The 21,388-nt window shown below is 69.6% G+C and carries 17 protein-coding genes and 1 pseudogene; 9 read left to right on the top strand and 9 right to left on the bottom strand.

Annotated features, from left to right (window positions below; translation table 11 throughout):
- The first annotated feature begins 206 nt into the window (after window positions 1–206).
- Window positions 207–668 carry a hypothetical protein gene (locus ACN27F_RS28375; protein WP_421438517.1) on the top strand — a complete coding sequence of 154 codons (462 nt, stop codon included), beginning with the start codon at window positions 207–209 and terminating at the stop codon, window positions 666–668.
- 159 nt (window positions 669–827) lie between these two features.
- Window positions 828–1,247 carry a hypothetical protein gene (locus tag ACN27F_RS28370; RefSeq protein WP_421438516.1) on the top strand — a complete coding sequence of 140 codons (420 nt, stop codon included), beginning with the start codon at window positions 828–830 and terminating at the stop codon, window positions 1,245–1,247.
- Between the two features lie 194 nt (window positions 1,248–1,441).
- Here the strand turns inward: ACN27F_RS28370 and ACN27F_RS28365 are convergent, their stop codons facing one another.
- A complete protein-coding gene (locus tag ACN27F_RS28365) occupies window positions 1,442–2,455 on the bottom strand; it encodes a hypothetical protein (RefSeq protein ID WP_421438514.1) in 1,014 nt (337 codons plus the stop codon).
- A 987-nt stretch (window positions 2,456–3,442) separates the two neighbouring features.
- Between ACN27F_RS28365 and ACN27F_RS28360 the strand changes: the two genes are divergently transcribed.
- Window positions 3,443–4,375, top strand: a complete 933-nt coding sequence (locus ACN27F_RS28360) for a glycosyltransferase family 2 protein (RefSeq protein WP_421438512.1) — start codon at window positions 3,443–3,445, stop codon at window positions 4,373–4,375.
- Window positions 4,372–5,937 carry a hypothetical protein gene (locus tag ACN27F_RS28355; protein ID WP_421438509.1) on the top strand — a complete coding sequence of 522 codons (1,566 nt, stop codon included), beginning with the start codon at window positions 4,372–4,374 and terminating at the stop codon, window positions 5,935–5,937. The genes ACN27F_RS28360 and ACN27F_RS28355 overlap by 4 nt, the downstream gene beginning before the upstream one ends.
- A gap of 16 nt (window positions 5,938–5,953) precedes the next feature.
- On the opposite strand, the gene ACN27F_RS28350 is transcribed toward ACN27F_RS28355, so the two are convergent.
- The 4 genes from ACN27F_RS28350 to ACN27F_RS28335 all read right to left on the bottom strand — a co-directional run bounded on the left by ACN27F_RS28350 (window position 5,954) and on the right by ACN27F_RS28335 (window position 9,744).
- Window positions 5,954–6,703, bottom strand: coding sequence for a class I SAM-dependent methyltransferase (locus ACN27F_RS28350; RefSeq protein ID WP_421438507.1), 750 nt, complete (start codon window positions 6,701–6,703; stop codon window positions 5,954–5,956).
- Window positions 6,700–7,836 (bottom strand): glycosyltransferase family 4 protein, encoded by a 1,137-nt coding sequence (locus ACN27F_RS28345; RefSeq protein WP_421438506.1) that lies wholly within the window; start codon window positions 7,834–7,836, stop codon window positions 6,700–6,702. The genes ACN27F_RS28350 and ACN27F_RS28345 overlap by 4 nt, the downstream gene beginning before the upstream one ends.
- A gap of 9 nt (window positions 7,837–7,845) precedes the next feature.
- The gene (locus ACN27F_RS28340) at window positions 7,846–8,853 is read right to left on the bottom strand and encodes a lysylphosphatidylglycerol synthase domain-containing protein (protein ID WP_421438504.1); all 1,008 of its coding nucleotides are present in this window, start codon (window positions 8,851–8,853) and stop codon (window positions 7,846–7,848) included.
- 135 nt (window positions 8,854–8,988) lie between these two features.
- Entirely contained in the window at window positions 8,989–9,744 is a 756-nt protein-coding gene (locus ACN27F_RS28335; protein ID WP_421438503.1) for a S1 family peptidase, read from the bottom strand.
- Window positions 9,745–10,053: 309 nt separating this feature from the next.
- Here ACN27F_RS28335 and ACN27F_RS28330 point away from each other — a divergent pair, with 309 nt between their 5' ends.
- Window positions 10,054–10,242, top strand: coding sequence for a hypothetical protein (locus tag ACN27F_RS28330; protein ID WP_421438501.1), 189 nt, complete (start codon window positions 10,054–10,056; stop codon window positions 10,240–10,242).
- A gap of 57 nt (window positions 10,243–10,299) precedes the next feature.
- Here the strand turns inward: ACN27F_RS28330 and ACN27F_RS28325 are convergent, their stop codons facing one another.
- On the bottom strand, window positions 10,300–12,423 hold the full coding sequence (locus ACN27F_RS28325; protein WP_421438499.1) for a prolyl oligopeptidase family serine peptidase: 2,124 nt from the start codon (window positions 12,421–12,423) through the stop codon (window positions 10,300–10,302).
- Window positions 12,424–12,652: 229 nt separating this feature from the next.
- On the opposite strand from ACN27F_RS28325, the gene ACN27F_RS28320 reads away from it, so the two are divergent.
- Window positions 12,653–14,251 carry a restriction endonuclease gene (locus tag ACN27F_RS28320; protein ID WP_421438497.1) on the top strand — a complete coding sequence of 533 codons (1,599 nt, stop codon included), beginning with the start codon at window positions 12,653–12,655 and terminating at the stop codon, window positions 14,249–14,251.
- 22 nt (window positions 14,252–14,273) lie between these two features.
- Here the strand turns inward: ACN27F_RS28320 and ACN27F_RS28315 are convergent, their stop codons facing one another.
- Window positions 14,274–15,410 carry an SDR family oxidoreductase gene (locus ACN27F_RS28315; RefSeq protein ID WP_421438496.1) on the bottom strand — a complete coding sequence of 379 codons (1,137 nt, stop codon included), beginning with the start codon at window positions 15,408–15,410 and terminating at the stop codon, window positions 14,274–14,276.
- Window positions 15,411–15,551: 141 nt separating this feature from the next.
- Between ACN27F_RS28315 and ACN27F_RS28310 the strand changes: the two genes are divergently transcribed.
- Window positions 15,552–16,415, top strand: coding sequence for a hypothetical protein (locus tag ACN27F_RS28310; protein WP_421440500.1), 864 nt, complete (start codon window positions 15,552–15,554; stop codon window positions 16,413–16,415).
- Window positions 16,416–16,424: 9 nt separating this feature from the next.
- Here ACN27F_RS28310 and ACN27F_RS28305 read toward each other — a convergent pair whose 3' ends face one another.
- A complete protein-coding gene (locus tag ACN27F_RS28305) occupies window positions 16,425–17,681 on the bottom strand; it encodes an FAD-binding protein (protein ID WP_421438494.1) in 1,257 nt (418 codons plus the stop codon).
- 337 nt (window positions 17,682–18,018) lie between these two features.
- Between ACN27F_RS28305 and ACN27F_RS28300 the strand changes: the two genes are divergently transcribed.
- Together ACN27F_RS28300 and ACN27F_RS28295 are read left to right on the top strand one after the other, a co-directional pair.
- Entirely contained in the window at window positions 18,019–19,023 is a 1,005-nt protein-coding gene (locus tag ACN27F_RS28300) for a 2-hydroxyacid dehydrogenase (RefSeq protein ID WP_421438492.1), read from the top strand.
- Window positions 19,024–19,183: 160 nt separating this feature from the next.
- Entirely contained in the window at window positions 19,184–19,999 is an 816-nt protein-coding gene (locus ACN27F_RS28295; RefSeq protein ID WP_421438490.1) for a discoidin domain-containing protein, read from the top strand.
- 32 nt (window positions 20,000–20,031) lie between these two features.
- Here ACN27F_RS28295 and ACN27F_RS28290 read toward each other — a convergent pair.
- A pseudogene (locus tag ACN27F_RS28290) lies at window positions 20,032–21,300 on the bottom strand (glycosyltransferase); the annotation flags it as partial.
- Window positions 21,301–21,388: the final 88 nt, after the last annotated feature.

Raw genomic sequence — 21,388 nt, 5'->3', positions numbered from 1 at the left:
CCCGTGCTCCCCACAACCGGCTTCGCCGACTCCCGCCACCGGCCTACGATCCAGACGTTCACATACCAAACAACGAGTGTCAATAGTTTGTTAGATAAACAAAGGAAAGGTACCTGGTGTCCCGCGGTCGAACCAGGCCGTACGCCGGGTCGGACCACCCGGGCGATCGACGTGGACATACCGTGGAGTCGGGGTAGGGTGAGCAGGTGGAGCGGCGGGACCGTGCCGGGGACGACAACTGGGTACGCCAGCGTCACCAGGCGATCACCGCACATGATGCGGCACGGCGTCGACGACAGGCCAAGGAAGCCCGCGAGGCGTCAGCCCTGCTCACCGACTTCGTCGGCGAGGCGAGGCGGACCGGCCTGGCCACGCAGCCACTGACCGCCCGCCCGCACCGGGGTGGGGCACGTTATCGCACCGGCCTGCGCGGCTGGTACATCAAGGTGGATCGCTCACTGGCCGTCGGCACCGATGGCAACCTCTATCTGCTGTCTGTGCCGGCGAGCATGCGCGGGTGGCTGACCGGCGTACGAGTAACGCCCATCGAGCCACGACTGGTGATCGGTGCGGGCGGGCGCGATGGCGAATCGGTCCCCCTGGCCGCCCTACTCGACCAGCGTCTGACCGGTGGTTCGGCGTCGCCCCGGCCCGGCGCTGATTCATAGAGTCCCTGTCCACGATTGGACAGCCGGCAAAATAGTCACCCTTCGGCGTCGGGCATACACTCATAGTTACAACGACTCGCCGGGGCCCCGCGATCGCACCATCGATCCCCTACCGGTGACCGCGTCCACGCCGTGGCCACCGCAGCCGAGGAGTCCACCATGTCCGAATCAGCCAGCGGTGAACTGGCCGCAGCAGCCGTCACCGAGCAACCAGCCGCCACCAAGACCGACCGGGAGCGGGCCAGTATCGCGCTGGTACCCGCGACTTCCGCCGGGATGCCGCCGACCGCCCAGGCGTTCTTCGCGGTCGTCAACTCCGCAGGCACTCTCGTCCGTGGGTTCGGCGCTGTCTCCGCGACACGGCTTACCACCGGCACGTACCAGGTCGTCTTCAGCCACGATCTGACCGGGTCGGCGTATGTCGGCAGCGTCGGGCTGCCCGGCAGCGTCGGCGCGTCCGCCCCCGGCGAGATCACCGTAGTCGGTCGGGCCGGCATCCCGAACGGGGTCTTCATCCAGACGTTCACCAGCGCCGGCGCGCTGGCCGACCGCGGTTTCCACTTGGCCATCCTGTCCTGACAGTGATGCTGGCAACTCACCGACACCGGGGACCATCGCCGAGCCCTTGCTGTCCGCGCCGACGCGGATCGCCGCCCCGAGGGCCACGACGATGGTCCCCGGCCGACCGGTACGACGATGCCGGGGCACGGAACGGGTCCGTGCCCCGGCATCTCGCGGGGGATCGTTCGCTCTGTCTCGATACGGCAGGTTTGTCAGTCCACGACGATCCGCACCGAGTCGAAGGCCGGGGTCTGGTTGGCCCGCTCCGACATCGGCAGCCGGTGCGACCCGTCGCCGGCCCACACCGAGCACTGTGCGATCCCCGCTTCGGGCATCCCCGAGACCTGGATGGTCACCTGGTCGGGTTGGGCACCACCGCCGCCGTCCTCGGTGGCCACGAAGAACTCCGGAGCTGGGGCCGGATCGGGCGCCACCTCGGTTGATTCCAACATCCGGCACGCGGTGTGGAAGTGGCCACGGGTGAGACCCTGCTCGTTCAGCAGCGAGCTCTCGACGTAGTAGCCACCCTGGGCGGCCGGCAAGAACCGGTCACGGACCAGATTACGGGTGCTGACCCGCAGCGTGAACGGCTCGTCGACACCGACCTCGTCCGGAAACTCGGTGATCAGCAGGGACGGGTTGTTCGCAGCGACGCCTACCTCACCGAAAGCGGTATCGATGCAACGGTTGCCGATCTGGAAGCCGTCGTGGTCGTCCAGATTGCTGTCGTCACAGTTGTTGGCCAGGATCTCCAAGCCGTTGCCGCCGTCGTTGCCATCGCCACCGTTGCCATCGCCACCGTTGTCGCCGCCGCCGTCGTTGCCGGGGCGGTTGACGAGCTCGCAGGTGGCCAGATCGTCAAGTCCGCGCGGGCGTGGGGCGACCCGACCGATCGCGATAGCGATCCGGTCGATGGTGGCCACCCGCTTGCTCGCCAGCGGGCCGAGGATGGCGTTGTTGATGAAGTTCGGCCCGCCTTGGCCGACGCTGTTCGCCAGCCGGTTGTTGGCCTCCTCGATCTGCTTCTCCAGCAGGGCAAGGTTGCGTTCGACCTCGGTACGGGCCGCAGCCGGCACCTCGGGGAGTTGATCGGCCACGGACGGGCATTCGATGGTGGGGATGGCGAGGACGGCCGCGTCGCTCTCACACTCCTCCAGGGTGGTCTGTCCGTCACCCCAGTGGTGACGGACATCGCGACCGTTCTCCCGGGTGACGGTGGTCGTCACACCGCCCTCGGCGGTAGCACCTGGACTCGGCGCGACACACTCGGAAGCCGTCCGCAGTCGGTCATTGGCGGAAGAGACCTGGGTCACCGCGACGATCCCCGCGAACACGGTGACCGTGCCGAGGACGGCGATGATCCGTTTGCTCCGGCCGCTTACGCTGCGCTGGTTTCGGCCACGCATGGTCGAACTGCGCCGTTGTGCCGACCTGTACATGGGGTTACCTACTCCTTCTCGTCGAGGGCGGCGCGGTTGACAGGCGTCGTCCGGTGGAGGCAGCCGTGCTCTGCCAAGGTGGTGGAACGGGTGCCTTCATACGCCCACTTCCAATGCCGGAACGAGTTCGCACCACGTTTATGGGACGACACGCTAAAAGCGGGGTTCCGGCACTGTCAAGCAGCCCGAACCCCTATCCAGGACAACTCTCAGTTGGCTGAAAAATGCCGGACACCACTCAACCTGCCGACATCATACTTTCGGTCAATGCGACGAGTTCAATCCAACTCAAAGAAACATGTTTTCGCAGGTCAACGGCCCGCCAACCGCAGATCGCCATTCATGCCATTCAACCGGAGAGTGGGCAGCATCCACCAGAAGCAACCAGTCGAGGACACACCGGAATCACCGGGCCCGGTCGCGACGGGCGGGGTGACAAAATCCACGCGCTCACCCCAGGAGCACAGACAAATAATGCAACCGTCGGCAACTGCGTAGCCCAGCGGCCACCCTCCGCATCCACCGTTGATCGATGTGACACGGCCCGATCGCCCCGACACCCGGCTGGCAACTTCCGCGTCATCCTTCGTACATCTTGGCTGCGACCAGCCCTCTCGCTCGGACCGCAGCGGGTGGTCCGACGCACGCCAGCGTGTACCATGGCGCACTGCGAAGCGGGAGGCCACGCCCCGCACAATGTCGCTCCACGACTCCCCGGAGATCCGCATGACGACGACGAGCCGGTTCACGCGGCCAGGTACGGGTGTCTGGCCGGTGACCGAGCCCAGCGGCGAGGTAAGCCGCAGCAACACCGGCCAGCCTCTCGACGTGACCATCGTGCTGCCCTGCTACAACGAACAGGACCATGTGCTCCGGGAGATCGAACGGATCACCGAAGCGATGGACAGCAGCGGCTACACCTACGAACTGTTGGCCATCGACGACGCCTCCACCGACCAGACGCTGCAGGTACTGCAGGAGGCCCAGTCGCGGTTCCCGCACCTTCGGCTGATGCCGTTCCATCGCAACGGCGGGTCCGGCACCGCCCGCCGGATCGGCACCCAGCAGGCCAGAGGCGAGATCGTCGTATGGACCGACGCCGACATGACCTACCCGAACGAGCGGATCCCCGAACTGGTCCAGACGCTCGAGAAGGAACCCGCCATCGACCAGGTGGTCGGCGCTCGCACCAGTGAACAGGGCACCCACAAGGTGTTGCGGGTGCCGGCGAAGTGGCTCATCCGCAAGGTGGCGGAGCGGCTGTCCGGGACGACGATCCCCGACCTGAACTCCGGCCTGCGCGCGTTCCGACGGCAGGTGTCGCTGCCCTACCTGCGCCTGTTGCCGCCCGGCTTCTCCTGCGTCACCACGATCACCATGGCGTTCCTGCACAACCAGCACGAGGTCCGGTATCTGCCGATCGACTACGCCAAGCGCTCCGGCTCGTCGAAGTTCCACTTCGTGAAGGACGCCTACCGGTACATCCTGCAGGTGCTGCGGATGGTGATGTACTTCAATCCGCTCAAGGTGCTGATGCCGCCGGCGCTGTGGCTCCTCGCGATCGGTGGCGGCAAGGTGATCTACGACGTCGTCGCCAACCCGGTCCGGATCGCGACGAACACCATCATGATCATGATGACCGGGCTGATCATCGCAGCGGTGGCGCTGCTCGCCGACCTGATCGTGCGATCACGGTCCGAGGGATGACCGCCCCCGGTTCCGGCACCGCGGACCAACTCGACCGCGCCACCGGCCGCGGCGGTCGTGACACCGGTCAGCACCCGCCGGAGCAGCGGACCGATCACCCGGACGGCGACGCGGACGCGGGGCCGGCCAGCCGTGCGGAGGTATCGGGTCGGCGGGCCGACCGGTGGGGTTGGTTCGGCGTCGCCGCGATCACCGCAGCGGTAGCGGCTACCTGGGCGCCGCAGCTGGCGCTGCCGTTCGGCGACAACCACGTCGGGCGGATCTTCGCCCGTCACGGGTTGCACCTGCGCAACCTGCAGGAAAAAGGGCTGATCGGCTCGTCGTTCAGTGCCGACTGGTCGCCATACAGCAATCAGGCGTACGCGCACCATCCGCCGCTGCTGAACATGCTCGACGTCGTCTTCGGTCTGTTGCCGGGTAGCGGGGCGTACGAGATCCTGATCGGGCCGTTCCTGCTCGGCCTGTTGATGGTGCCCGCGGCGGCGGCGCTGCTGCGGGCCTTTGCGATCGCCTGGATACCCACCCTGGTCGCGGTCGCGGCGATGGTTGCCACCGGATTCTTCTGGTTGTACAGCCCGCTGATGTTCGACATGGGGCTGATTCTGGCTCTGTCCGCCACCATCGTCGCTCTGCGTAAGCGCACCGATCCACCGCGCTGGCTGGTGGTGTGTGCCTGCGTCACTGCCCTGCTCACCACCTTGGCGTCCTGGCCGGGTATCGCCCTGGCCGCCGTTCTCGGGCTATGGCTGCTGGTCGCCCGCCGGCTGGACCGGGTGACCGTCGCCGTCGGAGCCAGCATGGTGCTCGGCGTCCTCGTCAGCCTCGCCTTCATCGTCGGCGTCAGCGGCATGGCGGACCTGAGCAGCCAGACCGAGTTCCGCACGGCCGGCGGGGGGTTCACCACCCGGCAGTTCCTGGTCCGCCAGCGCGACTACGCGACCGAGTTGCTGCCCGACTGGTACCTGGTTGGTTTCCCGATCGCCGCCATCGCCGGCCTGCTCGTCCGGCGGACCCGGTTCTTCCTGCTGGTCACACTGACCTTTGTGGGGTTCTGGGTGATCGGGCTGAACAACGGTTCGTTCATCCACGACTATTGGGCCTACCCGGTGCTGATCCCTGGTGTGGTCGCGATGGGCGCCCTGCTCGACGTCATCACCCGGCGCATACCGAGACCGGCGGCGGCGAGTGCCGGCATCGCGGCCGGGATCGGCCTGTCGGTCGCTTTCGGGGCGATCGCCTTCGGTCCGACGGCTCGCGACTACGTCTACGAGCCGGCTGACGGCGGTCGGCTTGTCGACGCCTATCCTCCCGGCCCCCAGCAGGAGCGCGCCTGGGTCATGAACATCAGCACCGCCCGCTGGGTCGCCTACTACTGGGATCTCCCACCGGCGACGATGAACCCCGACCTGCTGCCGAAGGCGCAGCCGGATGATCTGGTCCTCTTCCGGACCGACCTACGACCGGAATGGGTGCCGGAGTCGGTGCCGGTGGTCGACGCCGAGGGTCGGTACGGACTGTTGCGGGTGGCGGACATCCGATCGGCGCTGCCGACGGCGAACTGATCCGGCAAGGTTCCGGTCAGGAGGAGGCGGTAGGCCGCATCGCCAGCGCAATCAGACCCGGCCCGTGCCCAGGCCGCAGCCGCTGCACCGCTGCGAACGGCGCGACCGCTGCCCGGATCAGCCGGCCGGCCGCGGCGCCACGGGGCTGGAACAACCGTCCCGAAGTATGCGTCCGGTCCAGCGCGCTCTCCGCCGCAGTCGCGGTACGCCGTGCCGCCAGCCGGTCGCGTACCGAATCGAGGATGTAGCCCAACGGCCAGCCGTAGTGAAGGATATCGATTTGCTCGGCGCCGGCATCGGCGAGAACGCCATGCAGTTGTTCAGCGGTGTACCGCCGGTAGTGTCCGGCCAGTACGTCGGACGGACCAAACCGCTGCGGATCGGCCGGCACCGACAGCAGCAGGTGCTTGCCGGGACGGACCAGTGGGAGCCAGGCGGCCAGCGCGGCGGCGTCGTCCGCGATGTGCTCCAGCACCTCGAACGCGCAGACCAGGTCGTACGTCGTGCCGTCGGGCACCTTGTTGTGATCGCCGTGGATCACCGTCCCGCCCAACGGCGTGATCCGCTCGTGCGCCACGGCGAAGCTCTGGTCGTCGGGTTCGACGGCGGTGTACGGCGCCGCACCGGCCAGGTAGGTACCGACCGCACCGAGCCCGCAGCCTACTTCCAGGATGTTCGCCGGCCGCAGGGTCGCGACCCGTCGCCGGACTACGTCCCAGCGCAGTGCCGCTCGCGGGGACAACGGTGGTCGAACTCGCAGGCTCATCGGTTCGAAACCCTTTCGGCTGTCGGCATGCTGCTGGCACGATGTCGGATCGGTTCGGTCACGGCGGCGGCTTGGAAGCATTCGTCGGCCCGGCGGCCGGCGGCCTGCCGCCACCGACGCAGCGCCGGTCGGTCCGCGGCCAGCGATCGCAACGCGGTCGCGATCGCCGCCGGGTCACCCGGTGGCACCAGGATCGCCGCGTCGCCGAGTACCCGACGCTGTGGCGTGGTGTCCGAGGTCAGCACGGCGCAACCGGCAGCCGCTCCCTGATAGACCTTGGTCGGCACGACGTTGCGTGCCTTGTCGGTGGTGCCGAAGATGCCCAATGCCACGTCGTGCCCGGCCACCAGGTCCGGCAGTTCGTCGGGAGCGGCCCAATCGATCCAGGTGACCCGGGGATTGCCGGCCGCGGCGGCCCGGCACTCGGCGTGGTCCTGGCCGGTGCCGACCATGGTGACCTCGACCGATCCATCCCCGGCGAGGTCGGCCAACGCGGCCCCCAGCACGGTCGTGCCGTGCAGCGGGGTGTACAGGCCGACGAAGATGGCCCGCAGCGGGCCGGCCGGATCGGAAGTGTCCTGCCGCCGGGCGGCGAACCACTCCCGCCCGGCACCGACCAGAGCGACGACTCCCTTCGTCGCGGCGTCAGCGGGCAGCGCCGCCGCGTGCTCGGTGGTGTCGACCACGACGAGGTCGGCGCTGCCGAGTGCGCCGTCGTCGATCGCCCGCATCACCCGGGCCTTGATCCCGCCGCCGGTGGCGAGACCGCGGTCATGGGCTGTTCCGGCGGCCGAGACGAGATGGTCCAGCACGATCGGGGTACGGGGAAACAGCCGGCGGGCCAGCCGTACGTCGAAGTGACCGAGATACCCGACCAGGACCGCGTCGACATCGCCCGGCCGGCGGTAGCCGCGTGCGCGCCAGGCCAGCCACGCCCAGCACCGGGCCAGCTTGACCACCAGCAGCGGCAGCCGCCAGGGCTGGCGCAGCATCGCGACCCGACCGGCGGTGTCCAGCCCCAACGGGGCGTTGAGCTCGATGACGTCGTCGCCAGCCGCGCGCAGCCCTTCGATCAGCACCGCGACGCGGGGATGACGTTGGGCTTCGTAGGTTCCGAACACCAGCCAGCGCACCGGCGTAGTCTAGCCACTGACGGATTGACCGGTGTGTGCGCTGCTTACCTGGCCGATTTGGTCCGTTGTATCCGATTGACCCGGTTTGCCGCCGAGACGGCGGTTTGCCAGCAGCAGGACCACCACCGGAGCCGCCACGTCGACCACGATCATCAACAGCCGCGACAACACGGCGGCGACCAGAGCGATCGGTTGGCTGACGCTGACGCCGAGGATGACCACCAGCGCGGCTTCCCTCGGTCCGGCCCCGGCCGGCGCGACGATCAGCAGGAATCCGATCGCCCAGGAGCCGGCGAACGCGGAGATCGACAGGAACACCAGATGCGGGCCGTCGGCCGCGCCGAGTCCCCAAAGCAGCGCCCAGAGGTGTCCGCCGTACGCCAGCCAGGCCAGCACCGACCACAGCACCGACTGGCCGATCCCGCTCAATGACAGCGGCCGCGGCATCGGCTCGCGGCGGGCCATGCGCATGGCGATCGCCAGGCCCCGGTTGAGCACCGGCGGCCAGAGTGCGACCGCGGCCAGCGGCAGGGCCAGCAGCGCCCACCAGTAGCGGGTGAAAGCGCCCGGACTGACCAGCGGCAGCAGGCACACCGTGAGTAGCAGGCCGGTGCCGAGCGCGACCACGATGACCAACAGTGCCGCCGCTGCGGAGGCCCGGCCGGGCACCTGGTACGTGCGACCCAGCCGGGCCTGGGTGAGCATCGGCCACAGCTTGCCGGGCAGGTACTTGCCGAGTTGCCCCACGAAGAAGATCCGCATGCCGGCACCGAGCGACACCCTGCTGCCGAAGTCGGTGAGAATTGCCCGCCAGCTCAGAAAGCTGCACCAGAGGGCAACGGTGGCACCAACCGCAGCCAGCAGCAGGCTGGTGCCGGTCAGGTCGGCAGCAGCGGCCCGGACCTGCGACCATTGGCCGGCCAGTGCCCAACCGATGAATCCGGCGAAGACGGCGACCACGGCGGCCTGCAGCGCTCGTCGTAGCAGAGCGGTACGGGGACGCGCCGGGGCATGCACCCCAGGCACCCTACCCGCACGGCGGCTGTGGTGTGCCGCCCGGGCGGCACACCACAGCGGATGGGGTCAGGCACAGGCTGCCGGTCTCATCCGGGACAGGCTGCCGGCCTCATCCGGGACAGGCTGCCGGCCTCGTCACGCGGGCAGGCCACCGACCTGGGTGTTGATCCAGGAACGGATCGAGGTCAGATCGCCGTAGATCGACGGTCCGGTAGCGCAGGTCGAGTTGTTGTTGCCGGCCCGGCTGGTCGCCCCGATCAGGTACCAGCGGCCGGAGACCAGCCGGACCTGCGGTCCGCCCGAGTCGCCGTAGCAGGCACCGGCGTTGCCATTTGTGTTGTTTGTGCAGATCTCGTACGGACCGTTGATCCCGAGGCAACGGCTGTCCGCCACGATCGAGGTGTCCAATTCGTTGGCGATCGTCGGGGCGGAGCCGCAGCCACGGGGCGCACACGTCTGTCCCCAGCCGATGATCCGGGTCGCGGTTCCGACCGCTCCGGAGCTGGTGGGAATCGGCGCCGGAGCATAGCTGACCGAGCTGGCCAGCTGCATCAACTTGACGTCGATGGTCGGGCTGTTGACCGCCCGGATCACCTGGACCACGGTGCCACCGCTGGTGCGGTTGACGCTGCCGACACGCACCGAGGTCGGGGTCGGGCAGTGCCGCGCGGTGACCACCCAGTTCGACTTGATCAGCGAACCGGTGCAGCCGGAGGTGTACACCATGAACGAGTAGTTCTCGGTGGCCGGGCGCCCGTTGACCACCAGGGTGCCGATCTCATCGGCGGTGCCCGACGGTGGAGCAGCCTGGGCGGCGGCAGGTACCGCCAGGCCAGCGACAACTACACCGGTGGCCAGCAGCAACCGGGACAGGAGCGGAAAAACCTTCATCGGTGTCCTCGTCATCGGGGGGTCCGCACCAGCCTTGTGGGCGGTACGGCGGAGTTGGGCGGCCCGATCCGAAACTCTATAGATAGAAGTAAAAACTTCAATATGTACGGGGATACCGGTCCCGCCCTATCACAAAGTGATGGTTCGTACCCGAACAGCCCTCACGTTATGCGACTCTGTGCGTATCTCATGCAACTCTCCGTCAGGAGGTGGCCATGCGGAAGGACCGGTGCGCCCGACCGGAGATGGACAGCGAGAGCGACAAACGCGAGCTACGGATCGCGCTCGCCCTGCGCGGCGGGGTCAGCCTTGCCGTGCGGCCCGCGCGACGTTCGCAACACGCAACTCGGCGAGGGCGACACCGAGTGCGAGTTCCCCCTGGTGGTGCGGCTGTCCCGGACGCCACTGGTCGACGGGCCCGGCGCGGACCTCGCCGTGGTGCAGATCGGCGCCGGTGACGCCCGCTACCAGGCCGCAGGCGATCACCCGGCACGGTGACCGCGACCGACGACCAGTTGGCCGCACCGAGCCGGCCGGGCAGCGTCGCCCGCTCGGCTACCGGGCTGGATCAGGACCTGGCCCGCTGCGCACCGCAGGCCGGCTACCCACCGGAGGTTGCCGCTGAGCCGCCAGCCTCTGCCAGAGGAACTCCAGGGTGAGCGCCCACTTGAAGGCCTGTTGCGCGTTGTCCGCCGCCGCCGAGTGCCCACCTTCGATGTTTTCGTGGTAGGTGACGTCATAGCCGTGCTCGCGGAGCCGGGCGACCATCTTGCGGGCATGACCGGGATGCACCCGGTCGTCGCGGGTCGAGGTGAGAAACAGTGCCGGCGGGTACGGCCGTCCGGGCCGGATATTGTGATACGGAGAGTATTCGCGTAGGAACGCCCAGTCGGTCGGGTCGTCGGGATCGCCGTACTCGGCCATCCAGGACGCACCAGCGAGCAGTTTGTGGTAGCGGCGCATGTCAGCCAACGGAACCTGGGCGACGATCGCGCCGAACAGTTCCGGGTAACGGGTGAGCATCACCCCCATCAGCAGGCCACCGTTGCTGCCGCCGTAGGCACCCAGCCGCTGCGGATCGCTCAGGCCGCGGGCGACCAGATCGGTGGCGACCGCGGCGAAGTCCTCGTACGCCCGAGACCGGTTCTCCCGCAGCGCGGCGTGGTGCCACCGTGGGCCGTACTCGCCACCGCCCCGGATGTTGGCCACCACGAAGCTACCGCCCCGGGACAGCCAGCCACGGCCGATGATCCCGCTGTAGCTCGGCGTCCAGGCGACTTCGAAGCCACCGTACCCGGTCATCAGCGTCGGTCCGGACGCTGGCGCAGCGTCGGCCGTCGGCGGCGGGGCGACCAGGAAGTACGGAACCTCGGTGCCGTCGGCGGACCGGGCGAAGAACTGCCGTACCGTCATCTGCTCGGCGTCGAAGAACGCCGGCTCGACCTTCAGCGTCGTCACCGGGCCGCCGACGCTACCGTGCAGCAACGTGGGCGGGCGGGTGAAACCGGCGGTGAGCAGCAGAAACTCGTCACCGTTGTCGGGTTCGGTGTCGGCGACGTCGGTGTGGTCGAAGCCGCTGCCCGCACGCAGGGTCTGCCGCTGCCAGCCGTCCGGCCCGGGTGACAGCACGGTGACCTCGCTGCGTACGTCGGTCAGCGTGACCAGCAGCAGGTGGTCGCGGGTCCAGGCATGGTAGCTGTAGGCGGTGCGCTCGGTCGGTTCGAAAACGGCGGCCAGCTCCCGCTTGCCGGCCAGGAACTCGTCGAGCGCGGTGACCAGGACGGCGCCGGCCGGGTAGCTGGTGCCGCCGGTGGACCACGGGCTGCGCAGCTCGATCAGCATCCATTGCCGGTGCAGGTCGATCACGGCGTCGTCCGGGACGTCGATCGGCGCCCAGCCGCCATCGGCCTGGCGCAGGTAGCACCGGGTCCGAAAGAAATCGGTACGCCGTACCGCGACGTCGCGCACGTAGCCGGGGGTCGGATCGTGTACCGCGGAGACGTTCACGTCATCCATCTCGCCGGCGAACACCACCGGTGCTTCGGACAGTGGCGTGCCCCGGCGCCACTGGCGGATGGTGCGAGGATAGCCGGACCTGGTCAGCGACCCGGGACCGAAGTCGGTCCCGACATAGATGTGCTCCGCGTCGATCCAGTCGGCGGTGCTCTTCGCCTCGGGCACGGTGAACCCGTCGCCGCCGGTGACGAACGATCCGTCGACGAGGTCGAACTCGCGGATGACGGCGGCGTCGGAGCCGCCTCGGGACAGTCTGATCAGGCAGCGGTCGTACGTCGGCTGTAGCAGCTGCACCCCCTGCCAGACCCAGTTCTCGTCCTCGACGCGGGCCAACTCGTCCAGATCGAGCAGCACCTCCCAGGCAGGTTCCGGCTCGCGGTACGCGGCGAGGGTGGTACGCCGCCACACCCCACGGGGACGCGCCGCGTCCTGCCAGAAGTTGTACAGGTGCTCGCCACGCCAGGCCGGCCGGGGGATCCGGTCGGCGGAGTCGAGCACCTCCTGGAGGCTGCCCCGCAGTCGGGCGAACTCGTCACCGGTGGTCCAGGCGGCGGTGGTCGCGGCGTTGTGCCCACGTACCCAGTCGAGCGCCGTCGCCCCGTGCACATCCTCCAGCCAGCGGTACCGATCGCCACCGCTGGAATTCACCTCGTTGGCCGCCACCGGCGTTCCCTCCCCGTCCCATCGCCCGTTCCTGGCCGGGTCATCCCCGCCGATTCACCACCGGCTCGCCACCACGGCCATCGCCTGCCCCGGCTCGGCGCGCACGCGCCACAAGCGGGTACGCACCAGAATAGGCAGCGCGATGGACACTGGACGCTACCGTGGCGGCCAGACAAGATAGGCGTACGCCACCAGCAGGACCGATCGGCGCGAGGATCGAGGGCGACAGATGAGCAGCATGCAGGAGATGCAGCGGGCCCACGCGCAGCAACTGCACGCGCAGCAGCGCGCCGAGGCGTTCGCGTACCGCCAGCACCGGCAGATGGTGTGGGAGGCCGAACACGCCCGCAGGGCCGCCGAACAGGCCGCCGCCGACGACGATCGCCAGCGTAAGCGGCTCTACACGCAGGCGCGGGCGGCCAAGGTGGCCGCAGCGAACGCGAACCTGCGTTCCCGGCTGTCCCAGCTGGAAGAGTTGCTCGCCGAGACGCTCTCGGTGGACGATCACATCGATCTGAACCGCCTCAAGCGCAGCGCGAAGCCGCCGCCGTTCGATCCGGGCGATCTGGCCACGCCGCTCACCCCACCGCGATGGAGTGACTTCGAGCCACCGGAGCCCGCCGGGCTGGGCAAGATGTTCGGCGGCGAGATCCGCCACCAGCAGCAGCTGGCCGAGGCCCAGCAGGCGTTCGAACGGGCGAAGGGCGAGCACGAGGCCGCCGAGGCGCAGCGCCAGCGGCGGCTTGCCGCCGCTGAGGAGAAGTACCGCCAGCAGTGCGACAAACTGGCCGCGAAGGTAGCCGCGCACAACGCCGCCATCGACCGGTTCGCCTCGGTGTTCGCCGCCGCCGACCCGAAGGCGGTCGTCGAGTACTTCGGCCTGGTCCTGGGCAACTCGGTCTATCCGGACGACTTTCCGCAACGGTACCGGCTGGCCTACCTGCCTGAGTCCCGCCAGTTGGTGGTGGAGTACCAACTGCCCACCGCGGACGTCATCCCCAAGATGCGGGAGTACCGCTACCTGCCGGACGAGGACGAAGTCACTGCGGTCCCCCGCCCGGACAGTGAGATCGACGAGCGGTACGCCGACATGGTCACGCAGATCACGCTACGTACCGTGCACGAACTGTACGAGGCGGACCGAACCCGGCTGCTGGAGACCGTCTCGCTCAACGGCATCGTCGACACGACGGATCCCGCCACCGGTCGGCGGGCCCGACCGTGCCTGGTCAGCCTCCGTACCGACCGGCAGTCGTTCGTCTCGATCAACCTGGCCAACGTCGACCCGGCGGTCTGCCTGCGGCGTCTGGGCGCCCGGCTGTCGCCGCATCCGGTGGACCTGGATCCGGTCCGCGCGGTGGTGGACTTCGACCAGGTCGACAAGCGCTTCGCCGACGAGATCGACGTGCTGGCCGACCTCGACCAGCGGCCGAACCTGCTGACCATGCCGGCCGAGCGGTTCCAGGAGTTGATCGCGGACCTGTTCACCAAGCTCGGACTGGAAATGCGGCAGGTACGCACCGCGCCGGACGGCACGGTGGAATGCACGGCACACGACCCGCGGCCGTTGTTCGGCGGCACGGTGATCGTGCTGGCCCGCCGAGGAGGCGGTACGGTGGACGTCTCGGCGGTGCGGGACCTGTTCGGCGTCGTACAGGCGGAGAGCGCGTCCAACGGCATTCTGGTCACCACAACCGGCTACGTGCCGGCGGCCTTCGAGTTCGCCTCCGGTAAGCCGCTGGAGTTGATCGACGGTTCCGGCCTGCTGCACATGCTCGCCGAGACGATCGGGGTGAAGGCCCGCATCGACACTCGCCAGCCGGGGTGACAGCTGATACGTCCGACGCCGGTCAGATCGTGTGCCCGCCGTTGACCGTGATCCGCTGTCCGGTGACGAACGCCGCCGCGGGCGAGGCCAGATGACACACCATCGTCGCGACGTCGGCCGGGGTGCCGATGCGGCGCAGTGGGACCTCGGTGGCGTACGACCGCAGTGACGCTTCGCTGGCGGCGGCGTGCCGTTCCACCGGGATCCAGCCCGGCGCGACCAGGTTGACGGTGATGTTCGACGGGCCCAGTTCCCGTGCCCATGTGCGGGTCAGCCCCTCCTGGGCGGCCTTCGCCGCGATGTACGCCGACCAGCCCGGCAGGCTCCGGTCGACCATGTCGGACCCGATCTGGATCACCCGGCCGCCGCCGGCCGCCCGCATCCCGGGCAGCACCGCCTGCACCAGCAGGGTGGGGCTCTTGACGAAGAAAACCAACTGGTCGAGATGATCCTGCCAGGTCAGCTCCTCCACCGGCCGTTGCGACTGCGGGCCGGTGGCGTTGGCCACCAGGACCCGAACCGTGCCGAGCCGGTCGGTGACCGCATCGACCAGATCTGACACCGCCGCCTCGGCCGTCACGTCCGCGCCGAACGCGGCGGCGGTGCCGCCCGCCGACTCGATCGCCGCCACCACGGCGGCGGCCCCGGTGGCGTCGGCGCGGTAGTTGACCGCGACCGACCATCCGGCTGCGGCCAGCGCCTGGGAGATCACCGCGCCGACCGTCGCGCTACATTGGTCGGTATGCTGGCCGCCGGGTACGTTTCTCCACTGTGGTGGCTGGCTCGACGGTCCATCCGGCTGCTGACCTGCCTGGCGATCGCGGTACTCGCCATCGCCTCCGGCGCTGACGGCACACAGCGCGGACCGGCCGGCACCGCGGCGCCGATATCCGTGCAAACGAACCCGACGGCGCCCGCGACAGCTACGGTGAGCCGGGACGACGGCGCTCCGCGCGACACGGCCGTGGCGCCGTCGGCAGCCAACTGGCCGGCCGCGGCACCGCCGCTTCCGCCGACGCGTCCCGTGCCGCCGGACACCGGCGCGAGCGATCCCGGCGCCAGCGCGAGTGGCGCCGACCCGACCGCAGCGAGCGGTCCACGCGCGCCGCCCTGCTGCTGATCGCGGCCATCGACAGCGCTGCCGGCCGTGGCCGGCCACGGCCGGCAGCGTTCACCCGCAGCCGTCGGCGCGCACCGTGCCGCACCGCACCGCGCCCGAGCACACGCCACCGCTGGACGCCGCGGTGATCCCCGTCTCCCTGAACCCGCCTTGACCGATGAGGTGTCTGCCTTGACCGAAATGGTGCTCCACCAGTTTCTGCTCGACGTTCCACAGGCCGCGGCGATCTGGACCGGCCTGCTGCTGCTCGCCATCGCGGCGATGGCCGGGCTGATCGTACGGACCCGGCCCGAACCCGGCCCGCCGGTCGAGCATCCGAGCGCCGACGCGTCACCGACGGTCACGCAGGCCACCGGTCTTCCGCGCTCGACGGTCGCCCGCTGGCTGGCCGACGTACGGGACCGGATGCGCCGACGCGGCCGACTCGCCGCGCAGGCACGCGACGCCCGCCGCTATGCCGAGGAGGTCGCGGTCGCGACCGAACGGGCCGAACGCACGGCACGCCGTCGGTACGGTGAGTGGCTGGCGGCTCTGGCCGAGGTCGATGCCGCGTGGCTGGCGTTCGACGAGGCCGACACCACGCTGCGACGGTCCGCCGCAGCCGCCGTCCTGCCGCCTCCGGTCACCGCCCGGACTCCGGCCGAGTACGCCGACCGGGAGCGGCACCTGCACCGGGTGGCAATGGCCGCGTACTGGCGCCGGGCGTTGACCGTGCGGCAGCTGACCGACGCGCTCGCCCACCGTAACGGCTGGGACCCGTGCCGTCACCCAATCGAGCAGGAACTGGTGTTGCAGACGGTCATCCGGAACAGCCAATGTGCCCGCTATCTCGCCGCTGCCGGCCGTGAGCGGCTCGCCTGGCAGACCGCCGAGGCGGCCCGCACGGCGGCGGGAAGTCTGCGGACCGAGGCGTCGGTCGCGGCCTGCGAGGCCCACCGGCTACGCCGCTGGCTGCCGCGGGCCGAGCGGGCGCCGGTGGCGGCCGACGCTGAGGTGACCGCGACCGGTAGTTGGCCGGCGGTGTCGGCCCGCCCCGGATGGTGATCCCCGTGCTCAGCGCGGGAAGTAGCGGTCGAGGAAGTCGTTGCCGAAGGTTCCGGCGGGATCGTAGCGAGCCAGTAGTTCGGCGAAGTCGGCCCACCGCTCGTACCGACCACGCAACTCGTCCGGGCCGACACCGAACAGCTTGCCCCAGTGCGGTCGCGGCGAGTACGGCGCCAGGGCCTGCTCCAGCGCGTCCATGACCGGAGCGACCGCCGCTGTGTCGGCGATCCAGGTGAAGTGGATGGCCACGCTGTCGCGCCGGTGGTTCATGCTGAGCCACAACTCGTCGGCGGCCACCGTCCGAATCTCGCAGATCTGCAGCACCGGAGCGACGACGTCGCGGATCCGGTCCACCGCATCCAGCGCGGCGAGTGCGGTCGTGGCCGGGACGAGGTATTCGGACTGCAGTTCAGCGCCGCTGCTCGGGGTGAAATCGAGCCGGAAGTGCGGCAGCCGGGTGTGCCAGGCACCGGTGACGCCGAGCTGGCCGGTGCAGTTGTGGGCAGGCCGACCGGGCACCGGATGGCGAGGGCCGTCGGCCGCCGTGATGCCCCAGGCGTCGACATCCACCGCCGGGTTGTCCCGGTCGGTCCGACGCTTGATCCAGATCTGGTCGATGTCCGGGCCGGTCCAGCTGGTGAAGAAGCTGACGCTGTAACCGCTGTCGAGGATCTGCGCCCAGTTGTCGGTGAGCGAAGCATGGGACAGCCCGTGGTATACGTACTGGGCGACGTCGAAGGCCGGCTCGATCGCCAGGGTCAGGTTGGCGACGATGCCGAGCCCGCCGAGCCCGACCACGGCGCCCGCGAAGTCGGCATGCGACCCGTCCAGCCGGAGCAGGTCGCCGGTGGCGGTGACCAACTCGATCGCCCGCACGGCGGTGGCCAGGTTGCCGTTGTGCCGGCCGGAACCGTGGGTGGCGGTGGCGCAGGCACCGGCCACCGAGATGTGCGGCAGCGAAGCCAGATTGTGCAACGCGTACCCATGGGCGTGCAGATGGGCGGCGAGTTCGCCGTACCGCACGCCGCCACCGACGGTGACCGTGCCGGACTGTGGATCGATGCTGATGGCAGTGGGTAGCGCGGCGAGCGAGACCAGATCGCCGTCGGTGTCGGCGAGCCGGTTGAACGAGTGCCCGGTGCCGAGCGCGCGGACCCGGGCAGCACCGGCGACGATCCGGCGCAGTTCGTCGACGCTCGCCGGCCGGTGGACGCGCCGTGCGGCGTAGGTGATGTTGCCGGCCCAGTTCGTGACCGCCTCGGTCATCGCGTCCGCCTCTCCCCGACCCCGGGACACCGTACCGCGCCTTACCTTCAGGACCCGGGGTCGGCGACCTGGTCGGTGCCGCGGTCGGTGGCGGCGTGGGACCGGCCGGCGTCACGGTCGCACCGGCGGTGACAGCGCCGAAGCTGAACACGGCGGCGGTCAACAGCGACTACCCGTGTCCACCCGGGGCTGGTCATCTCGTTCCTCCGGTCGATACCTCAGGCAGGCGGTCGCGGACACGCCGGCGAACCGGCGCCACGCGCCGGACACCCGACAGGTGAACACCGCCGGTGCCTCGTCCGGCACGACCGATACCGTCTGCGGAGGAGGTGGGACCATGCGGGTCGCCGTATTCAGCACCAAGCCGTACGACAGCCGGTTCCTGACCGCCGCGAACGCCGGAGCCGGTCACGAACTGGTCTTCCTGGAGCCGCGGTTGAGCCTGGAGACCGCGCCGCTGGCCGGCGGATCGACCGCGGTGTGCGCGTTCGTCAACGACGACCTGGGCGTGGCGGTGCTGGAGGCCCTCGCGGACACCGGGGTGCGCCTGGTCGCACTGCGCTCGGCCGGGTTCAATCACGTCGATTTATCGGCCGCGCGCCGGTTGGGTCTGACCGTCGCCAGGGTGCCCGGATATTCGCCGTACGCGGTGGCGGAGCACTGCGCCGGGCTGATTCTTGCGCTCAACCGCAAGATCCACCGGGCCTACAACCGGGTACGGGAACACAACTTCGCGCTCAACGGGCTGCTCGGGTTCGACCTGCACGGGCGAACCGTGGGGGTGGTCGGCACCGGCAAGATCGGCGTACGGTTCGCGCGGATCATGGCAGGCTTCGGCTGCCGGGTGCTGGCCGCCGATCCGTACCCGACCGACGACGCGGTCGCCGCTGGCGCGAGCTACGTGCCGCTGGAGACGCTGCTGGCCGAGTCCGACATCGTCACGCTGCACTGTCCACTGACCCCGGACACCCACCATCTGATCGACGAGCAGCGGATCGGGCAGATGCGTGACGGAGTGATGCTGGTCAACACCAGCCGAGGCGCGTTGGTGGACACCACCGCCGTCATCAACGGGCTGAAGAGCGGGAAGATCGGACACCTCGGCCTCGACGTGTACGAAGAGGAAGCCACTCTGTTCTTCGAGGACCTGTCCGACCAGATGCTCAGCGACGACGTCTTCTCCCGGCTGGTCACCTTTCCCAACGTCCTGATCACCGGTCATCAGGCGTTCTTCACCGAAGAGGCGTTGCACAACATCGCGGCGACCACGATCTCCAGCCTGAGCGGGTACGGCCGGGAGGGCTCCGCCCGGCACATCGACCCAGCCGCCCTGGTCTGCTGACGGTACGACGCACGTCGCACGCTGCTTTCCCACCCTTGGTATCTTCCGCAGCGGCTGTCCGTCCGATGTATGTCGGGACGGACGTGCCGGCTCGCGCTGTCGACGCAGTCGACGCGGGCACCCTCACCCCACGTCGGCCAGGGTTCGCGGGAGGAAGATGGTGGACGATTCGACGCGACGCGCCCGAAAGGTAGGCGGCCGGGACACCTTCGCGGCGGACCGCGCACACGCGTTACGGACGCTTTTCCCGACCGGTACGGCCCGGTCCGGCCAGGTTGGCACGCAAGCGCTACAACCGTATCTGGTCGCCGACGCGCCGCCGGTGGATCGGCACCCACGGGCGCGGCGCCGTCTGCTGCCCGCGCTGCTCGTCGCCGGTGGTGCGATGGTGGCGGTCGCGGCGGTAGCTTTGCTGCTCTGGACGGGGCCGGTCGATCCAGAGGTGCGAGAGCCGGTCACCCGCGGCCCGGCGGGCGCAGTACCGCCTGGCGCAGTACCGTCGACCACGACGCGGCCGGCCACGACACAGCCGGCCGGCGCGGCCCGCCCGGCCGCCGTTGCGGCGGCGACCGCCGGTCGGCCGAACACCGATCGCCGGAATCTGGCCCTGCGCCGGTCGGCCACCGCTTCCAGCGTGGAAGGCTCGTCGTACCCGCCGGCCGCCGCCGTCGACGGCGATCCCGGTACACGGTGGAGCAGCGGGTTCAGCGACCCGCAGTGGCTCCAGGTGGATCTCGGCCAGTTGTGGCGGATAAGCGAGGTGACACTGGTCTGGGAACACGCGCACGCGACGGCCTACCGGGTGGACACGTCACGGGACGGCCGACAGTGGTCGACCAGGTACACGACCAGCGCCGGTGCCGGTGGCACCGTTCACCTGGAGATGTCCGGCACGGATGCCCGCTACTTGCGGATGTACGGCCTGCAGCGGTCCAACCGGTACGGATACTCGCTGCTGGAGCTGGAGGTGCGTTGAGCCGGAGCCGGAGTACGAGCCGGGCCGGCGTCCCGGCGGCGGAACACCCAGCCACGCAGCAGGAGGAAACGCAACAGGGTGGCGGCGAGGTTGGCCAGTACCAGGGCGGCGAGTTCCACGATCCGGCCGGCAGCCGGTGCGACCAGCCCGAGCAGCGCCAGCGATCCGCTGGTCAGTGCCAGACCCAGCCCGAAGACCGTGAGTCCCTGCAGGTGATGGCGGCCGATCCGGTCCCGGCCGCTGATGCCGAAGGTGAGCCGGCGGTTGACCGCGGTGTTGCCGATCGCGGTGACCAGCAGAGCGAGCAGGTTGGCAGCCTGTGCGCCGACGACGGTGCGGGCCAGCGCGAACAGGAGCACGTACGCGACGGTGCTGGCCACGCCGACGCCGGCGAACCGGATCAACTGCCCGGTGAGCCCGGCCGGTAGGCCGGCCGGGCCGCCAGCCGGCTGCGCCGCTGTCGGCGACATGGTGTGACCGAGCTCCCGACGGATCTCGGCCAGTGGCAGGGCACCGGTGGCCAGGGCCCGTCCCACCCGGACGATCCCTTTGAGATCGGCTACCACGGTCGCCACGATGTCCACCCGGCTGTCCGGATCGTCCACCCAGTCCACCGGAACCTCGTGGATACGCAGTCCGGTGCGTTCGGCCAGCACCAGCAACTCGGTGTCGAAGAACCACCCGGTGTCCTGCACCAGCGGCAGCAAGTTGTCCGCCACCTCCTTGCGGATGGCCTTGAACCCGCACTGGGCGTCGCTGAACCGGGCTGCGAGCGTCCCCCGCAGCAGCAGGTTGTAGCCGCGTGAGATGAGCTCCCGTTTGGCTCCGCGGACCACCCGGGAACTGCGGGCCAACCGACTTCCGATAGCCAGATCCGAGTGCCCGGTGAGCAGCGGCGCCACCAGCGGCAGCAGCGCGGCGAGATCGGTGGACAGGTCGACATCCATGTAGGCCAGCACCGGCGCCGACGACGCCGACCAGGCCGTGGACAGTGCCCGGCCCCGGCCCTTGAGGTCCAGCCGCATTACGGCGACCTGGGGCAGTTCGTCCACCAGAACCAGCGCGACCTGCAGGGTGCGATCGGTACTGGCGTTGTCGGCGATGGTGATCCGGAACGGGTACGGGAACGTCGTGGTCAGGTGTTCGTGCAACCGCCGTACGCACGGCGCCAGACCGGTCTCCTCGTTGTAGACCGGGATCACCACGTCGAGTACGGGGTCGGGACCAGCGGGCGAGCCGTACCGGCGGATGCGCGGGGCTGCGGCCGTGTCAGGGCCGGCACCAGAGGTTGTCGCAGGCATGGATCGACGGTCGCGGACCGAGCTAGGCGGGGGTTCAGCTGAAGCTGTGCGCCGGCTGTGAAGTCGCCGCCCGACGGACGGCGTCGCC

The sequence above is a fragment of the Solwaraspora sp. WMMB335 genome (genome assembly GCF_049179075.1).
Lineage (GTDB): Bacteria > Actinomycetota > Actinomycetes > Mycobacteriales > Micromonosporaceae > Micromonospora_E.
Note: the sequence above shows the minus strand (reverse complement) of the source record. Positions and strands in the feature narration are given on the sequence as shown.